This window comes from Serratia sp. MYb239 (assembly GCF_002966855.1).
In the GTDB taxonomy this organism is placed as follows: domain Bacteria; phylum Pseudomonadota; class Gammaproteobacteria; order Enterobacterales; family Enterobacteriaceae; genus Serratia_B; species Serratia_B rhizosphaerae.
Genome location: NZ_CP023268.1, coordinates 3,957,317 through 3,973,791 on the forward strand (window position 1 = coordinate 3,957,317; position 16,475 = coordinate 3,973,791).

General features: G+C 53.1%; 13 protein-coding genes. All 13 read right to left on the reverse strand.

What is annotated here, in order from left to right:
* Positions 1–4 precede the first annotated feature (4 nt).
* The 13 genes from CLM71_RS18955 to CLM71_RS19015 all read right to left on the reverse strand — a co-directional run bounded on the left by CLM71_RS18955 (position 5) and on the right by CLM71_RS19015 (position 16,461).
* Positions 5–1,096: a fimbrial protein gene (locus tag CLM71_RS18955; RefSeq protein ID WP_158684835.1), complete on the reverse strand. Its 1,092-nt coding sequence runs from the start codon at positions 1,094–1,096 to the stop codon at positions 5–7.
* A gap of 10 nt (positions 1,097–1,106) precedes the next feature.
* A complete protein-coding gene (locus CLM71_RS18960; protein WP_105232368.1) occupies positions 1,107–3,665 on the reverse strand; it encodes a fimbria/pilus outer membrane usher protein in 2,559 nt (852 codons plus the stop codon).
* 103 nt (positions 3,666–3,768) lie between these two features.
* Positions 3,769–4,443, reverse strand: a complete 675-nt coding sequence (locus tag CLM71_RS18965) for a molecular chaperone (protein WP_105232369.1) — start codon at positions 4,441–4,443, stop codon at positions 3,769–3,771.
* A 102-nt stretch (positions 4,444–4,545) separates the two neighbouring features.
* The gene (locus CLM71_RS18970; RefSeq protein WP_105232370.1) at positions 4,546–5,079 is read right to left on the reverse strand and encodes a fimbrial protein; all 534 of its coding nucleotides are present in this window, start codon (positions 5,077–5,079) and stop codon (positions 4,546–4,548) included.
* 497 nt (positions 5,080–5,576) lie between these two features.
* The gene (locus CLM71_RS18975; RefSeq protein WP_105232371.1) at positions 5,577–6,125 is read right to left on the reverse strand and encodes a tyrosine-type DNA invertase; all 549 of its coding nucleotides are present in this window, start codon (positions 6,123–6,125) and stop codon (positions 5,577–5,579) included.
* 610 nt (positions 6,126–6,735) lie between these two features.
* Positions 6,736–7,467 carry an SDR family NAD(P)-dependent oxidoreductase gene (locus CLM71_RS18980; protein WP_172606257.1) on the reverse strand — a complete coding sequence of 244 codons (732 nt, stop codon included), beginning with the start codon at positions 7,465–7,467 and terminating at the stop codon, positions 6,736–6,738.
* A gap of 4 nt (positions 7,468–7,471) precedes the next feature.
* Complete coding sequence (locus tag CLM71_RS18985) at positions 7,472–7,720, reverse strand: acyl carrier protein (protein WP_105232372.1); 249 nt, start codon at positions 7,718–7,720, stop codon at positions 7,472–7,474.
* Between the two features lie 36 nt (positions 7,721–7,756).
* Positions 7,757–8,560: a MaoC/PaaZ C-terminal domain-containing protein gene (locus CLM71_RS18990; protein ID WP_105232373.1), complete on the reverse strand. Its 804-nt coding sequence runs from the start codon at positions 8,558–8,560 to the stop codon at positions 7,757–7,759.
* Positions 8,550–9,812, reverse strand: a complete 1,263-nt coding sequence (locus tag CLM71_RS18995) for a beta-ketoacyl synthase (RefSeq protein WP_105233503.1) — start codon at positions 9,810–9,812, stop codon at positions 8,550–8,552. The genes CLM71_RS18990 and CLM71_RS18995 overlap by 11 nt, the downstream gene beginning before the upstream one ends.
* Positions 9,805–11,205: an efflux transporter outer membrane subunit gene (locus CLM71_RS19000; RefSeq protein WP_105232374.1), complete on the reverse strand. Its 1,401-nt coding sequence runs from the start codon at positions 11,203–11,205 to the stop codon at positions 9,805–9,807. Before CLM71_RS19000 ends, CLM71_RS18995 begins: the two co-directional genes overlap by 8 nt.
* Entirely contained in the window at positions 11,202–13,151 is a 1,950-nt protein-coding gene (locus tag CLM71_RS19005) for an ABC transporter permease (RefSeq protein ID WP_105232375.1), read from the reverse strand. The genes CLM71_RS19000 and CLM71_RS19005 overlap by 4 nt, the downstream gene beginning before the upstream one ends.
* Complete coding sequence (locus tag CLM71_RS19010; RefSeq protein WP_370447010.1) at positions 13,151–14,221, reverse strand: efflux RND transporter periplasmic adaptor subunit; 1,071 nt, start codon at positions 14,219–14,221, stop codon at positions 13,151–13,153. The genes CLM71_RS19005 and CLM71_RS19010 overlap by 1 nt, the downstream gene beginning before the upstream one ends.
* Before the next feature lie 83 nt (positions 14,222–14,304).
* A complete protein-coding gene (locus tag CLM71_RS19015; RefSeq protein WP_105232377.1) occupies positions 14,305–16,461 on the reverse strand; it encodes a peptidase domain-containing ABC transporter in 2,157 nt (718 codons plus the stop codon).
* Positions 16,462–16,475: the final 14 nt, after the last annotated feature.

Genomic DNA, 16,475 nt, shown 5'->3' on the forward strand with positions numbered 1-16,475 from the left:
AAAACTACTCTATATTTACTTTAATGGTTGCCGATGAATTAAACACACCGACCTTAGGTAACTCACCGGTGGTATTAATAGGGTAAACAGTAATTTCAGTACTACCTGTTTGCTCCGTAGTACCAAAATTCATATTTATAGGTAAACGCCCCCCTGCGGGAGAAATAGGAGTTCCCATAGGGTCATCTATTCTAACTGCAACATCCGGGTTACTATCCGTTTTCAACGCCGTAGAAACATTGGGGTCAGGTTCGCCATGGAATGAAAGGTTAACTTTCACGCCATCAGAAATGTTATTACATGCCAGGCGGAGCTCTTTTCGATGAGGGGTAAATTCTTTTGGCATCGCCCCTTTGGTTTTAAACTCCGTCGACATAATATTACCAAAGTTTATGCTAATAGGCTGCCCAGCCCCTAGCCCGTTAAGCACACATTGCTGATCGACAGTAACGGTGCCGCTCATCATCACGTATGATACCGGCAGAGCACTTATAGCATCCCGCGAAGATGTCATATAAACCTCCAGCAGCCGGGTTGGAGGAATAACTTGCGTACCAACAAATGGACGACGGAAATAAATATGAACTTTCCCGATAGAACCACTTTTATAGGTGTTTTTTGTAGCATTACAGGCCACCTCATCAGCAGCCTGTGAGTTTTTATTCCCTATCTGATTAAAAGGAACTTTGAAATATGACCTTTCTCGTCCGGCAATATACACCTCACTTGCCACTGACAAAAAATCATTCAGCTTAAAATACTGTAACCCTGGGTTTTCACCATCCGAAACACCGATATCTTCAGGCAGCGTGGATTTGGCTGTAAAAAACGCCTCTCTCATTCTTGAACAGCCGCAATTAGCGATATAAGACTTATTTAAGTTCCATTCATAGATATTTCTAAAGAATTGTCCGCCAACGTTCTGATCCGGACTGTCGAATTTCCTATCAAATGAAAACGGATACTCTGTTGTCCCGTCAGAGGTATTCTCACAAGTTCCAGGAGCAGGTGCTGCCAACAGAGACGGTGCGGCAAATATCCCCACGGTGAAGGTCGTGAGAAGCGGTAATCTTTTAAATAAATTACTAAATTTCATAGCCATAACCTTATAAACACTGAGCATTAACCGTACGGATAGTAGAGCTCTGCACTTGAGCCCCCAAGCTATAGGTCACCAGACACTGCTGCGAAGTCCCATTCCCCCACTTCACATTCAACTTGCCGCTATCCGCCAGACCAGACAGGTACACCTGGCCCCCATCGCCGACGATAGCCGCGCTGTTATCCGGATTAAGCAGATCGGTGACGGTTGCACCAAATGGCACCGCAGCACCACCTTGACGTAATAGAGTCATCAACACACGCTGACCCACGTTGGCTTTGAACTCAGCACGCACGACTGCACCACGTGTCGGCACCACCGACTGGCTGGTTAATGTCATATCGACATCGTCCGGCAACGTTGTGGTATCCAGATTGATATTGTTGCGGCGGTAAGGCGACTGATAAGGCACCACGGCGTAACCTCGCCAATCGGTGGTCACACCGGTTTGGTTTTGTATACGGACACCCTTCGCACCTGGTGCTTTGACCAACGCAATGGTGTCACCCAGCGGCTGAGACAGCGTCAGACCATTTTCATGCAGCAAGATACCGCCCTGCAGGCCATAGCTCAGGCGCTGAGTATCACGGTCATAGCCGTAACCCACGTTCATCTGACCTAACCCGCCACGATAGTCAACGTTGACGTTACCGCTGGCACCCTGCCCCTGGCTGGTATAGCCCTGGCTCAAGCTATAGCTCAAGTTTCTGTCCTCCAGCGCCGAACCATGTAACCCGATCCGGTTCGAAGTTTTACCGTTACGACTACTGTTAACGCTATAGGTCGCATTACTACTTGGTAACCAACGGCTGAGCGGCACGCTGACGTTAAAGGCTACGACATGGTCTTCATTGTTGGTGCGATTACCGTCGCTGTTGTAACCATTCTTTATGTAGGTGTAATACAACCCGTAACTGACACCCGACCAACTGTTGTTATAACCCATGCTGGCAGATTGGCTGCGGCGATTATCGTTCCAGAACTCTTCGTTCATCAGACTCAATGACAGCGCCCCGGCACCTTCCCACAGGTTCTGGTTCATGGTGAGCTCAGAGCGGCTCTTCTTATGCAGCGGGAAGCGGATCGACGCTCCGTTGGTATAGGTTTCCAACGTTTCCTGCATCGTGTAGAAACCTCTGGTCGAATAACGGTAACTTGCCAAACTGAAGCTGGTGCCCGTTTCAGCAAAGCTCTTGCCGTAGCGCAGACGCCAAGACTGACCATGCTCTTTTGGTTGTAGTTCCGGCTTGGTCCAAGCCTGTGTAACATCGGCAGAAAGAGCCCCCAGCAAGCCCAGGTTTTGCCCCCAACCCAATGCTAACGCCTGATATTTACTGGCCGCTTGCATACCACCGTAAATTGTTGCCCCCCACGGCAGACCATAGATACCTGCCATCTGGGTGAACGGCCGCTTATCTACGTTATCGAGATAAGAACGGAACTGACCGCTGGCGATGCTGTATTTGAAACGCCCTTCACGCTGCAGCACCGGCACCGAGGCAAACGGCACCGTTAAATTCTGTTCACTGCCATCGGCTTCTTTGATCGTGACTTTCAGGTCACCACTACCCGAAGTCGGATAGAGGTCATTGATTTCAAATGGTCCTGGCGGCACATAGCTTTGATAAATCACGTAGCCGCTTTGCCGGATGGTGATCTGCGCGTTGCTTTTAGCAATGCCGCGCACCACTGGCGCATAGCCTTTCATGCTGTCTGGCAGCATGTCGTCATCAGACTCTAACTGGGCACCACGGAACGGTACGCTATCGAAGATATCGCTAGCCGAACTGCTATCGCCGAGGGTTAAACGGCTTTTTAACGCAATAATATCGCGCTGTAGGTAGGTATTAATGGAACGCCACTGGCTCCCCCCGGTGCTGTCGCGATTCCACGTGGAGTAATTACGCAGACGCCAAGCGCCTAGATTGAGCCCGGAGCGCAAATTCAGATAGTAGCTGTCGCTGTTATGACTATCACCGCGTCGCGCCTTATCGTTAGCGCCGCTGAAACTATAGTTGGCGAGCAATGCCGGTATGCCGGAATGCCATTTTTGGGGTGAAACGTAACCACGAGCCTGCGTCTTAAGGGCCGCCTGAGGAATACTTAATTCCAGGCGCTGCTGGCCGAAACGGAACGTAGATGAAGCCTGGGGAATCACCTGCGCGATATTAACGCATTTTCCAGCCGTTTTTATGGCGGGAATAGCATCGACACGCACCCCCAAGGTTTCCAACAGCTCACTGTCCAGGCATGGCTGCAAACTATTCTGACCGCGGCTGTCTCGACTCAGAAAGAAATCAATATCGCGGGTCTCTACCATTTCACGGTTAACATAGACATCTACGCGATATTTTCCTGGTGCCTGAGTATCCCCCATTTCGAACACCGAAAGGTCGACACCTCGTTGGTCAGGATTATCAATTTCCAATAGCGCAGGGTTAAAGTAGTCACGTGCTTGCGCCAAGCCGGAAAAGCCCATCACTATCGCTACTTGGCAAGAGATCAACCAAGCCAGCGGGGTTTGTCTGAACCCTCGAGGGCTGCTACGCTTCGGGTTATTCATCCTTATAACTCCATTTTTCAGCGATGCCGACTCGCCGGCAGTCGCGTCCTTCCCCGGCACTGCCTGTGCCCAAGGATATTTATGTAAAGACGGTCAAAGTGCCTTATAAATTGGCCGTGAACGCTTTACTGGCCCCACCAAAGTCATTAATAATTTTCCAAGTCAATGCACCGCCGGAATTACCTGACGGCAAGGTGAAACGCGCGCTAGAACGCGGAGCAACCATCGTGGCGTCTTTTACTGCTACGCCATTGACCTTAACGTCAAAAAAAGTAAGGTAATAAGGCGAGGGATTGGAAACCTGCAGGGCATTGCCATTACGCTGCCATGTCACCTTCTGCGCGGCGTCATTCAGCGTTCCTTCCAGGCCTCTCGGCCGGTAAATCAGTTTGATACGTGTTTTCACCGCAATTTGCAGCGTATTATCCTGTTTCGGTGCGGAAGGGATCGATTTAATATTGACCCAATATAATGACTCTTTATCTTCCGGCAACGCACCACCAGCCCGCACAATGCGCAGGATGTTATTTTGTCCATCGTCCAGACGGAATAAAGGTGGAGTAATAACGAACGGTGCCTTAACGGCGTTGTCTTCGCCAGCATCAATCCAGGACTGAACCAGATACGGCACCTTGTCCGGATTACTGATGCTCAGGGAAGATTCTTTTTTCCCACCGTCGTATACCACGCGCGTCCCACCGATGATCACACCGGCCTGAGCCTGAGCACCCATTGTCATCAATAACGCTGCGACCAGCGCTCTCTGCCAAACTTTCATTCGTATTGCCTGCCTGGTTAAACCGTGAAGAAAACAACCAGGGCAGCCTGAACTACCCTGGCTGGATTTACGCCGCCTGAACAAACTCAGGCGGTTAGAACCTTACTGATAGACAATGGTGAACTGTGCTACAGCGTTAGCAGAACCAGGAGTTACCGTGCTCGCCAGCGCGTAGTAGCTCGCCATAAAGTTCAGTTTGTTGTCAGCGGTGCTAACCAGAGGGAATACTGCAGAATCCAGGCCCAGGTTGATCACGTTATTGTGTTCGTCAGTGATCTGAACGCCAACGCCTTCAGCCATATCCGGCATATCGGTCAGCGCCAGTACGCCGTCAGCACCCGGAACCATTTTACCGCCGAAGCGTACGGTCGCCGCCGTTACAGAAGCTGGGCAGTTTTTCAGAATCAGGCTAAAGCGTCTGTCACCTGCGGTGACTTTGTCAGTGGAGCCTGCGCCAGCAAACGCGGTCGTGGCAATCTTGCCCATATTAACGGTCTGATTCTTGGAGTTCGCGTCAATTTCACAAGCTACATCGGTAATGGAGCCGGTGAAGTTAACCTGACCATCAGCAGCCAGAGCCGCGGTGGAAAACGCAGATGCGGCCAACACAGCAACAGCGAGCAGATTCTTTTTCATACTTCCTTTCCTTTAGAAATAATGCATTGAAATGCATTTGAATATTCCTGGCGTAACGTTACGCCATTCCTTGATATTTAGTTCGTGAACCGCGGAAGCCACCTCAGCCGTAAGTTTGGGCAGTGTTAACTTTTCCAACCAAACGATTCATTTTGAACTAAAATGACTCATTTAGTTTATAAAACTAAATCACAACAATAAAAACGAACATCTCAGAATATAAAACTAAAAAACAACAAATCTTTGTTACTTTAAACTAGTGAGTTAAGCGTGGGAAATCTTGCTGGGATTTTTCTCTATATTTTTACGAGAATACTCCCTTCCCACCCAAGGTGATGGGCGACGGAAAAATCGCAGACAACACGATGTTTAAAAAGGATTTTTCACAGGAAATGCAATTCTGTCATTACGAGTGTTGACATTATTTGGGGGCGAATTTAGAGTATGTTGCAATTTAGTTCAAAATGACTCATTAGTAATATTTAGTAACTAGCTAGTTACCATACTTCTTTAAACCTCCCGGCGTTACTTGCCGTATATAATACGGTGTTCTGAATATTTCTATGGCCAAGATAATCCTGAATCAAGCGCGTATCAATTCCACGATCGGCTAATGCATATCCACAGCCATGGCGTAGCATATGAGGATGTGCGTTCACTTCCAAATTTGCGGCCTGGCTATAATTTCTAATCAGCCAGTAAATCCGCTGGCGAGACAGTCGGGAGCCACGGTTGGAAAGAAATAACCATTCGCTGTCTGCCCCACGGTAGGTTTTCCTCTTCGCCAACCAACGCTGCAAACATTTTCTTTCACGCACGTATACTGGATGAATGGTTGAAAAACCATTTTTTAAGCGATGAATATAAATATTCCCCCCTTCCAGATCGATGTCTGACAACCGCCAACTGTTGATCTCACTGACGCGGCACCCATGAATAAAACACATCCAAATCAAGCAGTAATCTCGCTCTGGATTCTTACCTCTCAGTGTTGCCTCAAGCAATTTCTCCACTTCGGATGGGGTTAGGTGTTTGCGGTTTTTCATAGTGCCTCATTGTTTCTCACAAAGGAAATGTGGATTTATTAATTCCCTCTTTATGTCCACAACTGATGTTTGGAGCCGTTACTCCATCTAAAAGGATAGATCCTCAATCCTGTGACGAGTATAGCGGATTTGTTTTCAGGGAACAGCCGCATACATCTCTCCCCTGGAGGTGGGTGATTATTGACCTGTTAACGCGGATATTTCTACCGGGATCAAAGGATTGATATTCCCCATAACGAACGAAAGATGGAGAATTTTAAAGTCGACATAAAATAGAGAAAATATGAACCCCGTAAAAAACCAATATCAATAAAAACGGCTCCCCGGATTTTCCTATAAGGTCAGAGAAAAAATGGCGATAAAAAATAGCCTTCCTACGCTAATAACAGAGAAAATTCTGAACGATCGGTAAAAAAACATGAATAAACACCATATGACATTCACTATAATTATTTATCCCACAGCGAGGGTTAAATATGCCACAGATATATTTATCAAAATAAGCACTAGTATCATCAATAGTATCTATTCGAGCCAATTCGGATAAAAAAAAGGAACAAGCCAAGCTTGTTCCTTTTGAGCTGTCGTTGTCATACTGATAACGCGTCAGTCAGGCGGTTAGCCCTCCATCAAGCACCAACGCCTGTCCCGTCATATAACGGCTCTCTTCACCAATCATAAACGCCGTCACGCTCGCGACTTCCTGTGCTGTCCCCAGCCGCCGCAGCGGAACTTGTTTACGTAGCCCCTTTAACGCTTCCGGCGGCATATTACGCGTCATATCGCTGTCGATAATCCCCGGCAGCAGACAATTGACACGAATGCCAAAGCGCCCCAGTTCCTGAGCCAAGGAACGCCCCAACCCCACCATTGCCGCCTTACTGGCACCGTAGGCCGTTTGTCCTACATTACCTTTAATCGCACTGACCGAAGACATCAGCAACAGCGCGCCTTCCCCTTGCGATATCATTGCCGGCAACAGATGCTTATTCCAGTAGAAAACCGCATTAAGATTGGTTTCCATTACCTGACGCCAAGTATCCCCATGTTGCTGAATATGCAATCCGTCTAACGTAACGCCGGCATTATGAATAACCGCATGGGGGGCACCATAACGGGCCAGCAATTCAGGCGCCAGGCGGTCAACATCGTCTTGCTTACTGCCGTCACACTGATAACCAACCACCCAACCGGGTAAGCCGGTGCAGGCGGCAACCACCTCGTTACTGGCCAGCTCGCCGCTGCGCCAGGTAAAAACAATATTCCAGCGCTGTGCCAGTTCCTCCACCAGCGCACGGCCGATACCCCGGCTTCCGCCGGTCACTAACACCCAGTTATCCATCGGCTTACTTTTTCTGTTCGGCCAGAGCATGACACAGCTCGCCCAGCGTCATATTGGGATGCTCAATAAACATTTCCGCGTTCAACGTAGCGCCAAACTCCCTTTTCGCCAACACCATCATCTCGACATAGTCCAGGCTATCCAGCTTCAGCTGGTGCAGCGGCATATCAGGGGAAAGCTGAGATGAATCCAGATCTTTGGCATCACAAATCATCTCGCACAGGGTGTCATAAACTTGTTGATATCTTTCCATGATTAAATCCTTATTTATCAATGTTTTTATGCAATCTTACCGTTGCGTATAACTCGCCGTTTTTAACGTTACCGCAGTTGCCAGCAGAGGGCCTTGCGGCGTCCAGCACTGTACTTCTATCTGCACCACCAATCCGCTGTCGCCATCACCGACAATAAGCGGCGGCAAAATGGCGTAGTGCAAAACGCTCTCAACGCAGCCCAGTGATCCGGGCATAAACAAACTGGCGTGAAAATGCACGTCATGATGTGTCTGTACTACCGACAGTTGGGCAAAAACATCAATCAGCGTCTGCGCCTGCATTGTCGGCAATCGCTCTTTGATGGCCGACAAGATCTCCGTCGACGACACGATGCGTTGGAACAACAGCGCATCCAAAAAGCTCCACTGCAACAGCGCTGCCTCCGGAGTTCCTGGAAAGCGCCGCCGAAGCATCTCAACTTCCTGCCGTTCCAGCCGCTGAACAAGAGGTGCGTCAGTGATGTCAAACGCCGCAGAAGGGAGCAATTTGGCGCTGAAACAGCACTCATCGTTGCACTCATCCAACAGTCTGCCGCTTGCCTGATGCTCCGTGGTGGCGACGTCCAGGCGATAATCAAGTTCGCAGCGTACCGGCTGTCGCAGTCGGGCGCTAAAGCGGAAAAAATGCGCATCCGGCGATGCAGGCCGCAACGCCTCGCTTAGAGCCTGCTTCATATCCAGCATGGCGCGCATGCCGTGCACCGTCAGCCGCTCACTGCCAATCTTACGCGCCCATTGCAGGTCAAAATGTATCGGGTTGTAGTCTCCGGAAAATGCCGCCCATTGCTCCGCATCGCTACGCGTATAGTTAAACCGCATCGTTACCTCTGCCGATCACCAGTGCGGCATTGGCGCCGCCAAAGCCAAAACTCAGGTTTAGCGTGTGGCGCAATTTCGCCGCCCGGTGGCCTTCGCTGATGTAATCCAGATCGCAGGCCGGATCGGGACTTTTCAGGTTACAGGTCGCTGGCATCAGCTGATGTTGCATCGCCTGTAAGCAAATAATGGATTCAAAACTACCGGCGGCGGCGATAAGGTGGCCGGAATAAGACTTGGTACTCGATAGCGGCGTGGTATATGCCGCCTTGCCAAAGGCCAGTTTAATTGCCTCGGTCTCATTAAGATCGTTCAGCGGCGTCGACGTCCCGTGCGCATTGATGTAATCCACGTCATGCACGCCAATACCGGCCTGCACCAACGCCCGCTGGATAGTTTTAACCCTGGCGACCTTATCGTCGGCCGGCGCGGTGAAATCAAACGCATCGGAATAGTTGCCGTAACCCTTTATCTCGCCGAGGATAACGGCGCCACGCGCCAGTGCGGCATCACGCTCTTCCAGGCACAGCACCGCCGCCCCTTCCGACAGCACAAACCCGTTGCGGTCCAGACTAAATGGGCAGCAGGCTTTGGCGGCATCCTGTTGTTCTCGCGCCAAAGCGCGCAATACGTCAATATCCCACACAGCCGGATCGGAGCGCAGCGATTCGCCCGCTCCTGCCAACATCATGGATGCTCGCCCGTGGCGAATCGCCTCAAACGCATCACCGATTGCAATAGTACCGGTGGCACAGGCGGCGATTGGCGTATTCTGATAGCCGCGCAGCCCCCACAGCAAACTGCAGGCGGCAGTCGCGACGTTCGGCATGGAAAGGAAACAGGCAAATGGCGATCCCAAGCCGCTGCGCTGATACATATCAAAATTGTCGTAACTTTCATCCTGCCCGGCCCAGCCGCTGCCGATAATCGCGCCGCACTCCAGCGGGTCGTAAGAATCGACGGGCGCAGCGCCCTGGAAGGCCATCTCGACGGCTTCTTTAGCCGCCCCAAGCGCCAAACGCGCAAAGCGCGGCAAGCGGCGGCGAATCGCCGCCGGTACCGACTTCAAATCAGGTTCTGACGCAACCAGTCCAAAGAAGCGCGACTGAATCCCCGCAGCGGACCGATCGTGATATTGATAGCCTAACCGGTAATCCATTATTGCCGCCCAGCTCTGCTGCGCATTCTCTCCCAGCGGCGTAACCGCCCCGTAGCCGGTAACCACTACCCGGCGTGGCGAAGACATGTTATTCATCAGCATTTCCCTTTGTCGTTACGTCCTTACCCATTGCGCCCCCTAATGCCAGCCATAATTTCATCGTGGCATTCAGGTAGTTGTATTGCATTTCCGCCAGGCTGTTTTCACTGCTCAGGCGGGCATCCTGAGCATCGATCAATGTTTGGAACGACACCGCACCAGCGCGGTATTGGCTCTCAGCCAACGTCAGCCGCTGTTGGCTGAGCCGTAAGTTTTCCAGCAGGCGCTGCCTCTGTTGCTGATAACTCAACCGTTGCGCCATCGCGTTATCCACGTCAGAAAGCGCGTTATATACCGCACTACGAAACGTAATGATCTGCTGCTGCACATCAAGTTGGGCTTTTTCTACCGTTAACCTCATCGTGTTCCACTGCACGAAAGGCAACGCGACGCTGCTGCCCAGCGTTCTGATCGGCTGACTAAACCACTGCTGAAATATGGCGCTGCCGGCGCTCAGCGAAGCCGTCAACGACAGCGACGGATAAAAATTGAGCCGCGCTACATCAGAGCCGGCCAGCGCGGCACGCAAGCGCCTCTCTGCCCCCTGTACATCCGGCCTGCGGCCGATTACCGCCAGCGGCACGCTCGTGGCGATCGGTACCTCCTGGCTGATATCCAGCCCACGCAGCTCCGGCTGACGCACGTCTGGCGAGTTATTGAATAAAATAGCCAGAGCATTGCGCGCCGCTTCGCGCTGCTGCTGCAGGTTTCGCTGTTGATTTTCCCTGTCGTTCACCGATTGACGCGCCTGCAGGAGTTCAATTTGACTGGCGGCGCCGGCGGCATGACGTGCGCGCACCAGGCGGAGCGTCTCCTGTGCGTTAGTCATCATCGCTTGCTGCGCTTCAAGCTGCTGATTGAGCCTGGCAATCTGCCAATAATAGTCAGCAGTATTGCCAATCAGCGTCAGCGCAACGTTTTGCCGATCCTGTTCAGAAGCCTGCACCAACCAGCCGGCCTGCTCGCGCGTACGCGCCAGTTTTCCCCACAGATCCAGCTCATAGCTCAGGTTCAGTGAAGAGCGATAATCTTCACTCGCACTGCCGCCGCGCATCATTTGGCTGTTGCTGGCGCCGCCGCTCACCGTCACGTCCGGCGTCAGATTGGTTTTGCTCAACCCGGCTTCCAGGCGTGCCTGCTGCAACTGCAGGCCCGCTTGCGCCAGATCGTTATTACTACTTAATACGTTGGTTATCAGCTGCGAAAGCTGCGGATCGTTGAAGCTATCCCACCAATGTTCGCTATTTGCCAAATAAGCCGGCCCGGTAATCTCCGTACGCCACTGCGCCGGAACCGATACCGTTGGCTGTTGATATTCGCTTTTTACCAACGCGCCACAGCCGGACAACGTCAAGCTGCTCAACAGAACCACGATTATTTTCTGCCTCATTCGCGCGCCAGCGCCTCCGTAGGGTGAAGCCGCGCCGCATTACGCGCGGGGAAAAAGCCAAATCCCAGCCCGATAAGCGCGGAAAATCCACAGGCCAGCGCAATCGGCGGCCAGGTGAAGACCATCGTGAACTCATCGGTAAACCAGGAGAAAATAACGCCCGCCAACGTCGCGCCGGCGATGCCGACCATCCCCCCCAACGTGCAGATCACCATCGCCTCAATTAAAAACTGACGCATAATGTCCACCGGACGGGCGCCGACCGAGAGGCGGATACCGATTTCATGCGTCCGTTCGGTAACGGACACCAGCATGATATTCATTACGCCAACCCCGCCGACCAGCAGAGAAATGCCGGCAATCGCGGTGATCAACAGCTGCATGGAATCAGACGCCTGCTGAATGGTCTGCGTCATCTGGTCATTGCTTTGGGTAAAGAAGTCGCGGCGGCCGTGGAACACCTCCAACTGCTGCTCCACGTCTTTTTGCGCACGCGCCAACGGATAACCGTCGGCCACCCGCAGTGAGATAGATTCCAACGGCGCATCGCCCGCCAGACGCACCTGCAGCGAGGTATACGGCATCCAGGCATTGAGTCGTCCGCCCATAAACGGGCCCTTTTTCGTTGCGATGCCGCTCACGCGAAACGGCGTCCCGCCGATTTGTACGATCGCGCCGAGCGGTTGTTCGCCATCCGGAAACAGGGTTTTTGCCAACTCTGCATCGATGACCACCACCGGTTCGCGCTCTTCAAGATCACGCTCGGTTAACGCATTGCCGCTGACCAGCGTCACGCCCTGCACATGAAAATAATCACCGCTGATGCCGGAGAGCGAGACCATCACCTCCTTTCCGCCGCGAATAATGCGAATATATTTATTAATCAGCGGCGAAATACCATCGATATAGGGCTGCTTTGCCAACATCTCCACGTCCTCTATCGTCAGCGAACGTTCGAAATCAGGACGCGGCTTATCCCAGCCAAGGCCGGGACGAATCTCTAACGAACTGGTGCCCAATTGGCTGATCTTTTCCAGAATGCTCTGTCGGGCGCCCTCTCCCACGGCGATAGCGGATACCACCGATGAGATCCCGATAATAATGCCGAGCATCGATAAAAAAGCGCGCACCCGATGGCCTAACAAAGAACGCCATGCCATACGCACGGCCTCGCGTACGCTTTGCCATAAGGGCGCGCGCCCGGTGGCCGCCGCCACAGGCAGAGCCTGAGGCTGCTCGCTCTGGGCGACGCCATCATTCAAACGGTCGTCAATAATTTCACCGTCGCTGATTTCAATAATGCGCTGCGCCTGTCTGGCAACGTCGCGATCGTGGGTCACGATGATGATGGTATGGCCACTCTGATGCAGCGAATGCAATATTCCCATCAGTTCCTGACCGCTGGCGCGGTCCAACGCTCCCGTCGGCTCATCGGCCAAAATAATTTCGGCACCGTTCATCAGGGCCCGGGCAACGCTGACCCGCTGCTGCTGACCACCGGAAAGCTGGGCCGGTTTGTATGCCATACGATGCGGCAATCCCAACCGCTGCAACAGGTACTCAGCCCGCTCCTGACGTTGATTCGTCGGCATTGCGGTATACAGCGCGGGAATAGCCACATTTTCCGCGGCATTCAGATAGGGCATCAGGTGATAACGCTGGAAAATAAAGCCGACATACTGGCTGCGCAGCTGTGCCAACTGCTCACCACTCGCTGACCGTGTCGACAGCGATTTAATGCGCATTTCGCCCGACGAAGGTTTATCCAGGCAGCCAATGATATTCATCAGGGTCGACTTACCGGATCCCGAGGCGCCGACGATAGCCACCATTTCTCCCGCGTTAATCGTCAGCGAGATATTTTTCAGCACCGCTACGGTTTCAGTGCCTGAAGAGAAACGGCGTGAAATGTCGTTTAACGCAATGATAGGTTCAGCGGCGGCCATTATTGCCCTCCTGCAATCTGCGTCAGCACCACTTTTTCCCCTTCTTTCAGCCCGCTTTTAACCTCGATAAACTGCCGGTCGCTGATGCCGGTGACGATCGTGCGCGGCTCAAGCGTAGCGCCCCGCCGGACCTGTACCTGATAACGGTCTTTTCCCTGTGGCTGCCCGAGCGCCGCCAACGGGATCCGCAACGCATCTTTCTCCTGGTCGGTGATGATAAACACCTGCGCGGTCATCGACGTACGCAGCTGGCGCTCAAGGTTGGCAATGGCAAATACGCCGTTGTAGTACACCGCCGTCGGCTGCTGACTGGACGATGAGGCCGGACTGTCCTCCCGCAGTGCTTCATTCGGTGCCTCCTGCACCGAGCCCATCACGCTGTCATAACGGCGTTTGGGATCGGCCACGACATAGAACCACAGCGGTTGTCCGACACGTACTTTCAAAATATCGGTTTCTGAGATACGGGTATGCACCGTCATGGTGTCGGCATTCGCCAACACCAGAATCGTTGGCGCGCTCTGTGACGATACGATCGTCTGCCCCTCTTTGGTGACAATACCCAGCACTTCACCATCAATCGGCGCCAGAATGCGGGTATAGCCCAGGTTGGCCCTGGCCGTCTCCAGCGCCATTTCCATTTGCACGATTTGCGCTTCGTTCATCCGCACCTGGGCAACCTGGGTGGCGTATTGCGCCTGCGCCTTTTCCAGATCGCTTTTCACCCCGGCGCCATCGCGATCCAGCTGGCGTTGACGTTTTAGCTCCAGTTGATACTGCAGCAAGCTCGCTTCTGAAGCCTGTTTCTGCGCGACCGCACTTTGCAGCTGTGCTTCCGATTTACGAACTTCATTTTCCTGCAGCGTCGGATCAATCTCTGCCAGCAGTTGACCTTTGGTCACCCGGTCCCCCTGACTGACATACAGCTTGGTCAGCTGACCATTGACCTGTGCGCCGACGTTAACCTGCAGCGACGGTTTCAAAATACCGGTCGCTAATACGGTTTTTTCGATATCGCCGCGGCTGACTACGGCGGTGGGTTCAGGGATATGCTCTGCCGAGCTGCGCATGTAAAAACTGATGGCCGCCACAATGGCCATCGCCAGTAACAGCAGCAGCGCAAGAGCAGCTTTGCGATTTTTTCGTAACGGCATCAGCAGACCTCTCCGCACGGTATCGGCGAGGGTGCCGGCCGCACTGCTGATGACGTCATCGTCTCTATCCGGCCTTCCGCCATACGGTAAATCCGGTCAAACTTCGGCAGCACGCTTTCGCTGTGCGTCACCGTAATCAGCGTTTTTCCCTGCTCGCGACAGTGCGCCAGCAGGGTGTCCATCACCTGCTGAGCCGTCTCTTCATCCAGATTGGCGGTAGGCTCATCCAGTACCAGAACCGGACGGCCGCTGTACATGGCGCGCGCCAGCAGCAGCCGCTGGCGCTGCCCCAGCGACAGGCCGGCGTGACTTTCACGAATCAGCGCGTTCATGCCGCCCGGCAGCCTGGCGATCGCCGGTTCCAGGTTAAGCCCGCGCAGAGAGCGCTCAATCTCGGCTCTCCGGCCTTCATCAAAATCTTCATCAAACAGCGTGATATTTTGTAGAACAGAGGCGTTAAACAAAATATCCTCCTGGCTCTGCAGGAAAAACAGCGCGTGTGCCTGGTGATAGTCAATCGGGCCGTCATCCACGACGATATCGCCCTGCTGGGGAGGAATCAGGCCGCACATCACTTTCAACAGCGTACTTTTACCCGCACCGGACTCCCCGACAATGGCAATGCTTTCCCCCCGCCGCAGCGAAAACGACAGGCCCTGCAGCACCGGCTGCTGGGCATCATAGGCGAACACGATATCGTGGTACCCCAGGCTGCGGATAAACGGCGGCACGGCCGCTGGAACCGACGATGCCCCAGCCGACGTCGTCTCCCCCACAGGGAATAGGTCGCGCGCACGCTTATCTATCACGTGCAGCTGGTTTTTTTGCAAAATGGCAAAGAAGATTTTGGTGATATACGAGGTAAAAATCTCACGCACGAAGCTGTAGGCAAAAAACTCCCCCAGGCTTAACGCGCCGCTCTTTAGCAAAGGCAGAGCCAGCAACATAAAGAACACCATCTCCAGGCTGCCGATCAGCTGATAGATACTGCCCTTGATCTGCTCATAAACTTTCTGCTTTTGCCGGCAGGTGAACAGCGACAGCGCATACTGGGCAAACGCCCCTTTGCGCAGGCTGGCCAGCCCGGCGGATTTGATGGTGGAGAATCCCTGAATGGTCTCCAGAATAAAGTCGCTCTGTTCGGCGCTTTTTTCCTGCAGCTGCTGGGTATAGTAACGGTCGCGGTAAATGGCCCATACGCTGACCAGCCCCATCATCGTCACGCCGACGACGGATACCAACGCCAGAAGCGGGCTCATATAGCACATCACTCCCAGCGCGATCGCCCCGACGATCCAGTCGGTACGCAGGCCGTTATCCAGCTCTATCTTTTGCCCGGCGGCCGACTGCCAGTTAGCAAAACGGCTGAATATTTCGCCGGGCGCGCGTTTATCAAAAAAGTTTAACGAGTTGGCTAACAGCCGGGAAAAACCGGCCACGCTGTTGAGCACCACGAACCGTTTGATAAAGCGTTCGGTAATCAGCCTTACGCCAAAGGCCAGCGAGGTGGAGATAACAAACGCCAACAGGTAATAAAAATAGGGGAAATCGGTCTCGCCGGCGCTTGAAAAAACGTCATTAATCGCGCTGCTGACCATCACTGGCATAATAAACAGCGTAAGAGATATCAGAAACGCCAGCGTCATCAGGCGATAGATGCCCGGCAGACGCGAGGTTTCCTGCATGCTCATACACTCCAGCGCGCTGAAACGCTGGCTGCGCTTCACACCGGCCAGCGCCGCGGCATCCGGCGGCGTTTCATGATCCAGCACCAGCGCATAGCCGCTGATTTCCTGTTTGAGCGCCTCCAGCGGCAGTAACTGCTGACCGATCGCCGGATTCATCACACAGACGTGGTTGCCTTTACGATAGGCCAACAGAACGTAATGGCTGGCGCCGTAGTGTAAGATCGCCGGCAGCGGCAGCTCCGCCAGTTCCTGGTGCTCAAAGGATACCGGATAGGCTGGAATAGCCAATTCGCCGAGGATGGTGGTTAAGGTCGCCAGCGACATGCCGTGCTGGGAGGCAGGAAAACGCGTGCGCAACGCTTCCAGTGGCGCATCAATTCCCTGTGTTTCCGCCAGCATCGCAATACAGGCCAGGCCGCATTCGTTGGTTTCGCTTTGAAACACCTGCGTCGGGATTATCTTTTCCATGATCTTTTTTTACA

What these genes read in the sequence shown, in the direction of transcription:
- CLM71_RS18955 (WP_158684835.1), bottom strand. Translation starts at nt 1,096, where the DNA reads ATGAAATTTAGTAATTTATTTAAAAGATTACCGCTTCTCACGACCTTC.
- CLM71_RS18960 (WP_105232368.1), bottom strand. Translation starts at nt 3,665, where the DNA reads ATGAATAACCCGAAGCGTAGCAGCCCTCGAGGGTTCAGACAAACCCCG.
- CLM71_RS18965 (WP_105232369.1), bottom strand. Translation starts at nt 4,443, where the DNA reads ATGAAAGTTTGGCAGAGAGCGCTGGTCGCAGCGTTATTGATGACAATG.
- CLM71_RS18970 (WP_105232370.1), bottom strand. Translation starts at nt 5,079, where the DNA reads ATGAAAAAGAATCTGCTCGCTGTTGCTGTGTTGGCCGCATCTGCGTTT.
- CLM71_RS18975 (WP_105232371.1), bottom strand. Translation starts at nt 6,125, where the DNA reads ATGAAAAACCGCAAACACCTAACCCCATCCGAAGTGGAGAAATTGCTT.
- CLM71_RS18980 (WP_172606257.1), bottom strand. Translation starts at nt 7,467, where the DNA reads ATGGATAACTGGGTGTTAGTGACCGGCGGAAGCCGGGGTATCGGCCGT.
- CLM71_RS18985 (WP_105232372.1), bottom strand. Translation starts at nt 7,720, where the DNA reads ATGGAAAGATATCAACAAGTTTATGACACCCTGTGCGAGATGATTTGT.
- CLM71_RS18990 (WP_105232373.1), bottom strand. Translation starts at nt 8,560, where the DNA reads ATGCGGTTTAACTATACGCGTAGCGATGCGGAGCAATGGGCGGCATTT.
- CLM71_RS18995 (WP_105233503.1), bottom strand. Translation starts at nt 9,812, where the DNA reads ATGAATAACATGTCTTCGCCACGCCGGGTAGTGGTTACCGGCTACGGG.
- CLM71_RS19000 (WP_105232374.1), bottom strand. Translation starts at nt 11,205, where the DNA reads ATGAGGCAGAAAATAATCGTGGTTCTGTTGAGCAGCTTGACGTTGTCC.
- CLM71_RS19005 (WP_105232375.1), bottom strand. Translation starts at nt 13,151, where the DNA reads ATGGCCGCCGCTGAACCTATCATTGCGTTAAACGACATTTCACGCCGT.
- CLM71_RS19010 (WP_370447010.1), bottom strand. Translation starts at nt 14,221, where the DNA reads ATGCGCAGCTCGGCAGAGCATATCCCTGAACCCACCGCCGTAGTCAGC.
- CLM71_RS19015 (WP_105232377.1), bottom strand. Translation starts at nt 16,461, where the DNA reads ATGGAAAAGATAATCCCGACGCAGGTGTTTCAAAGCGAAACCAACGAA.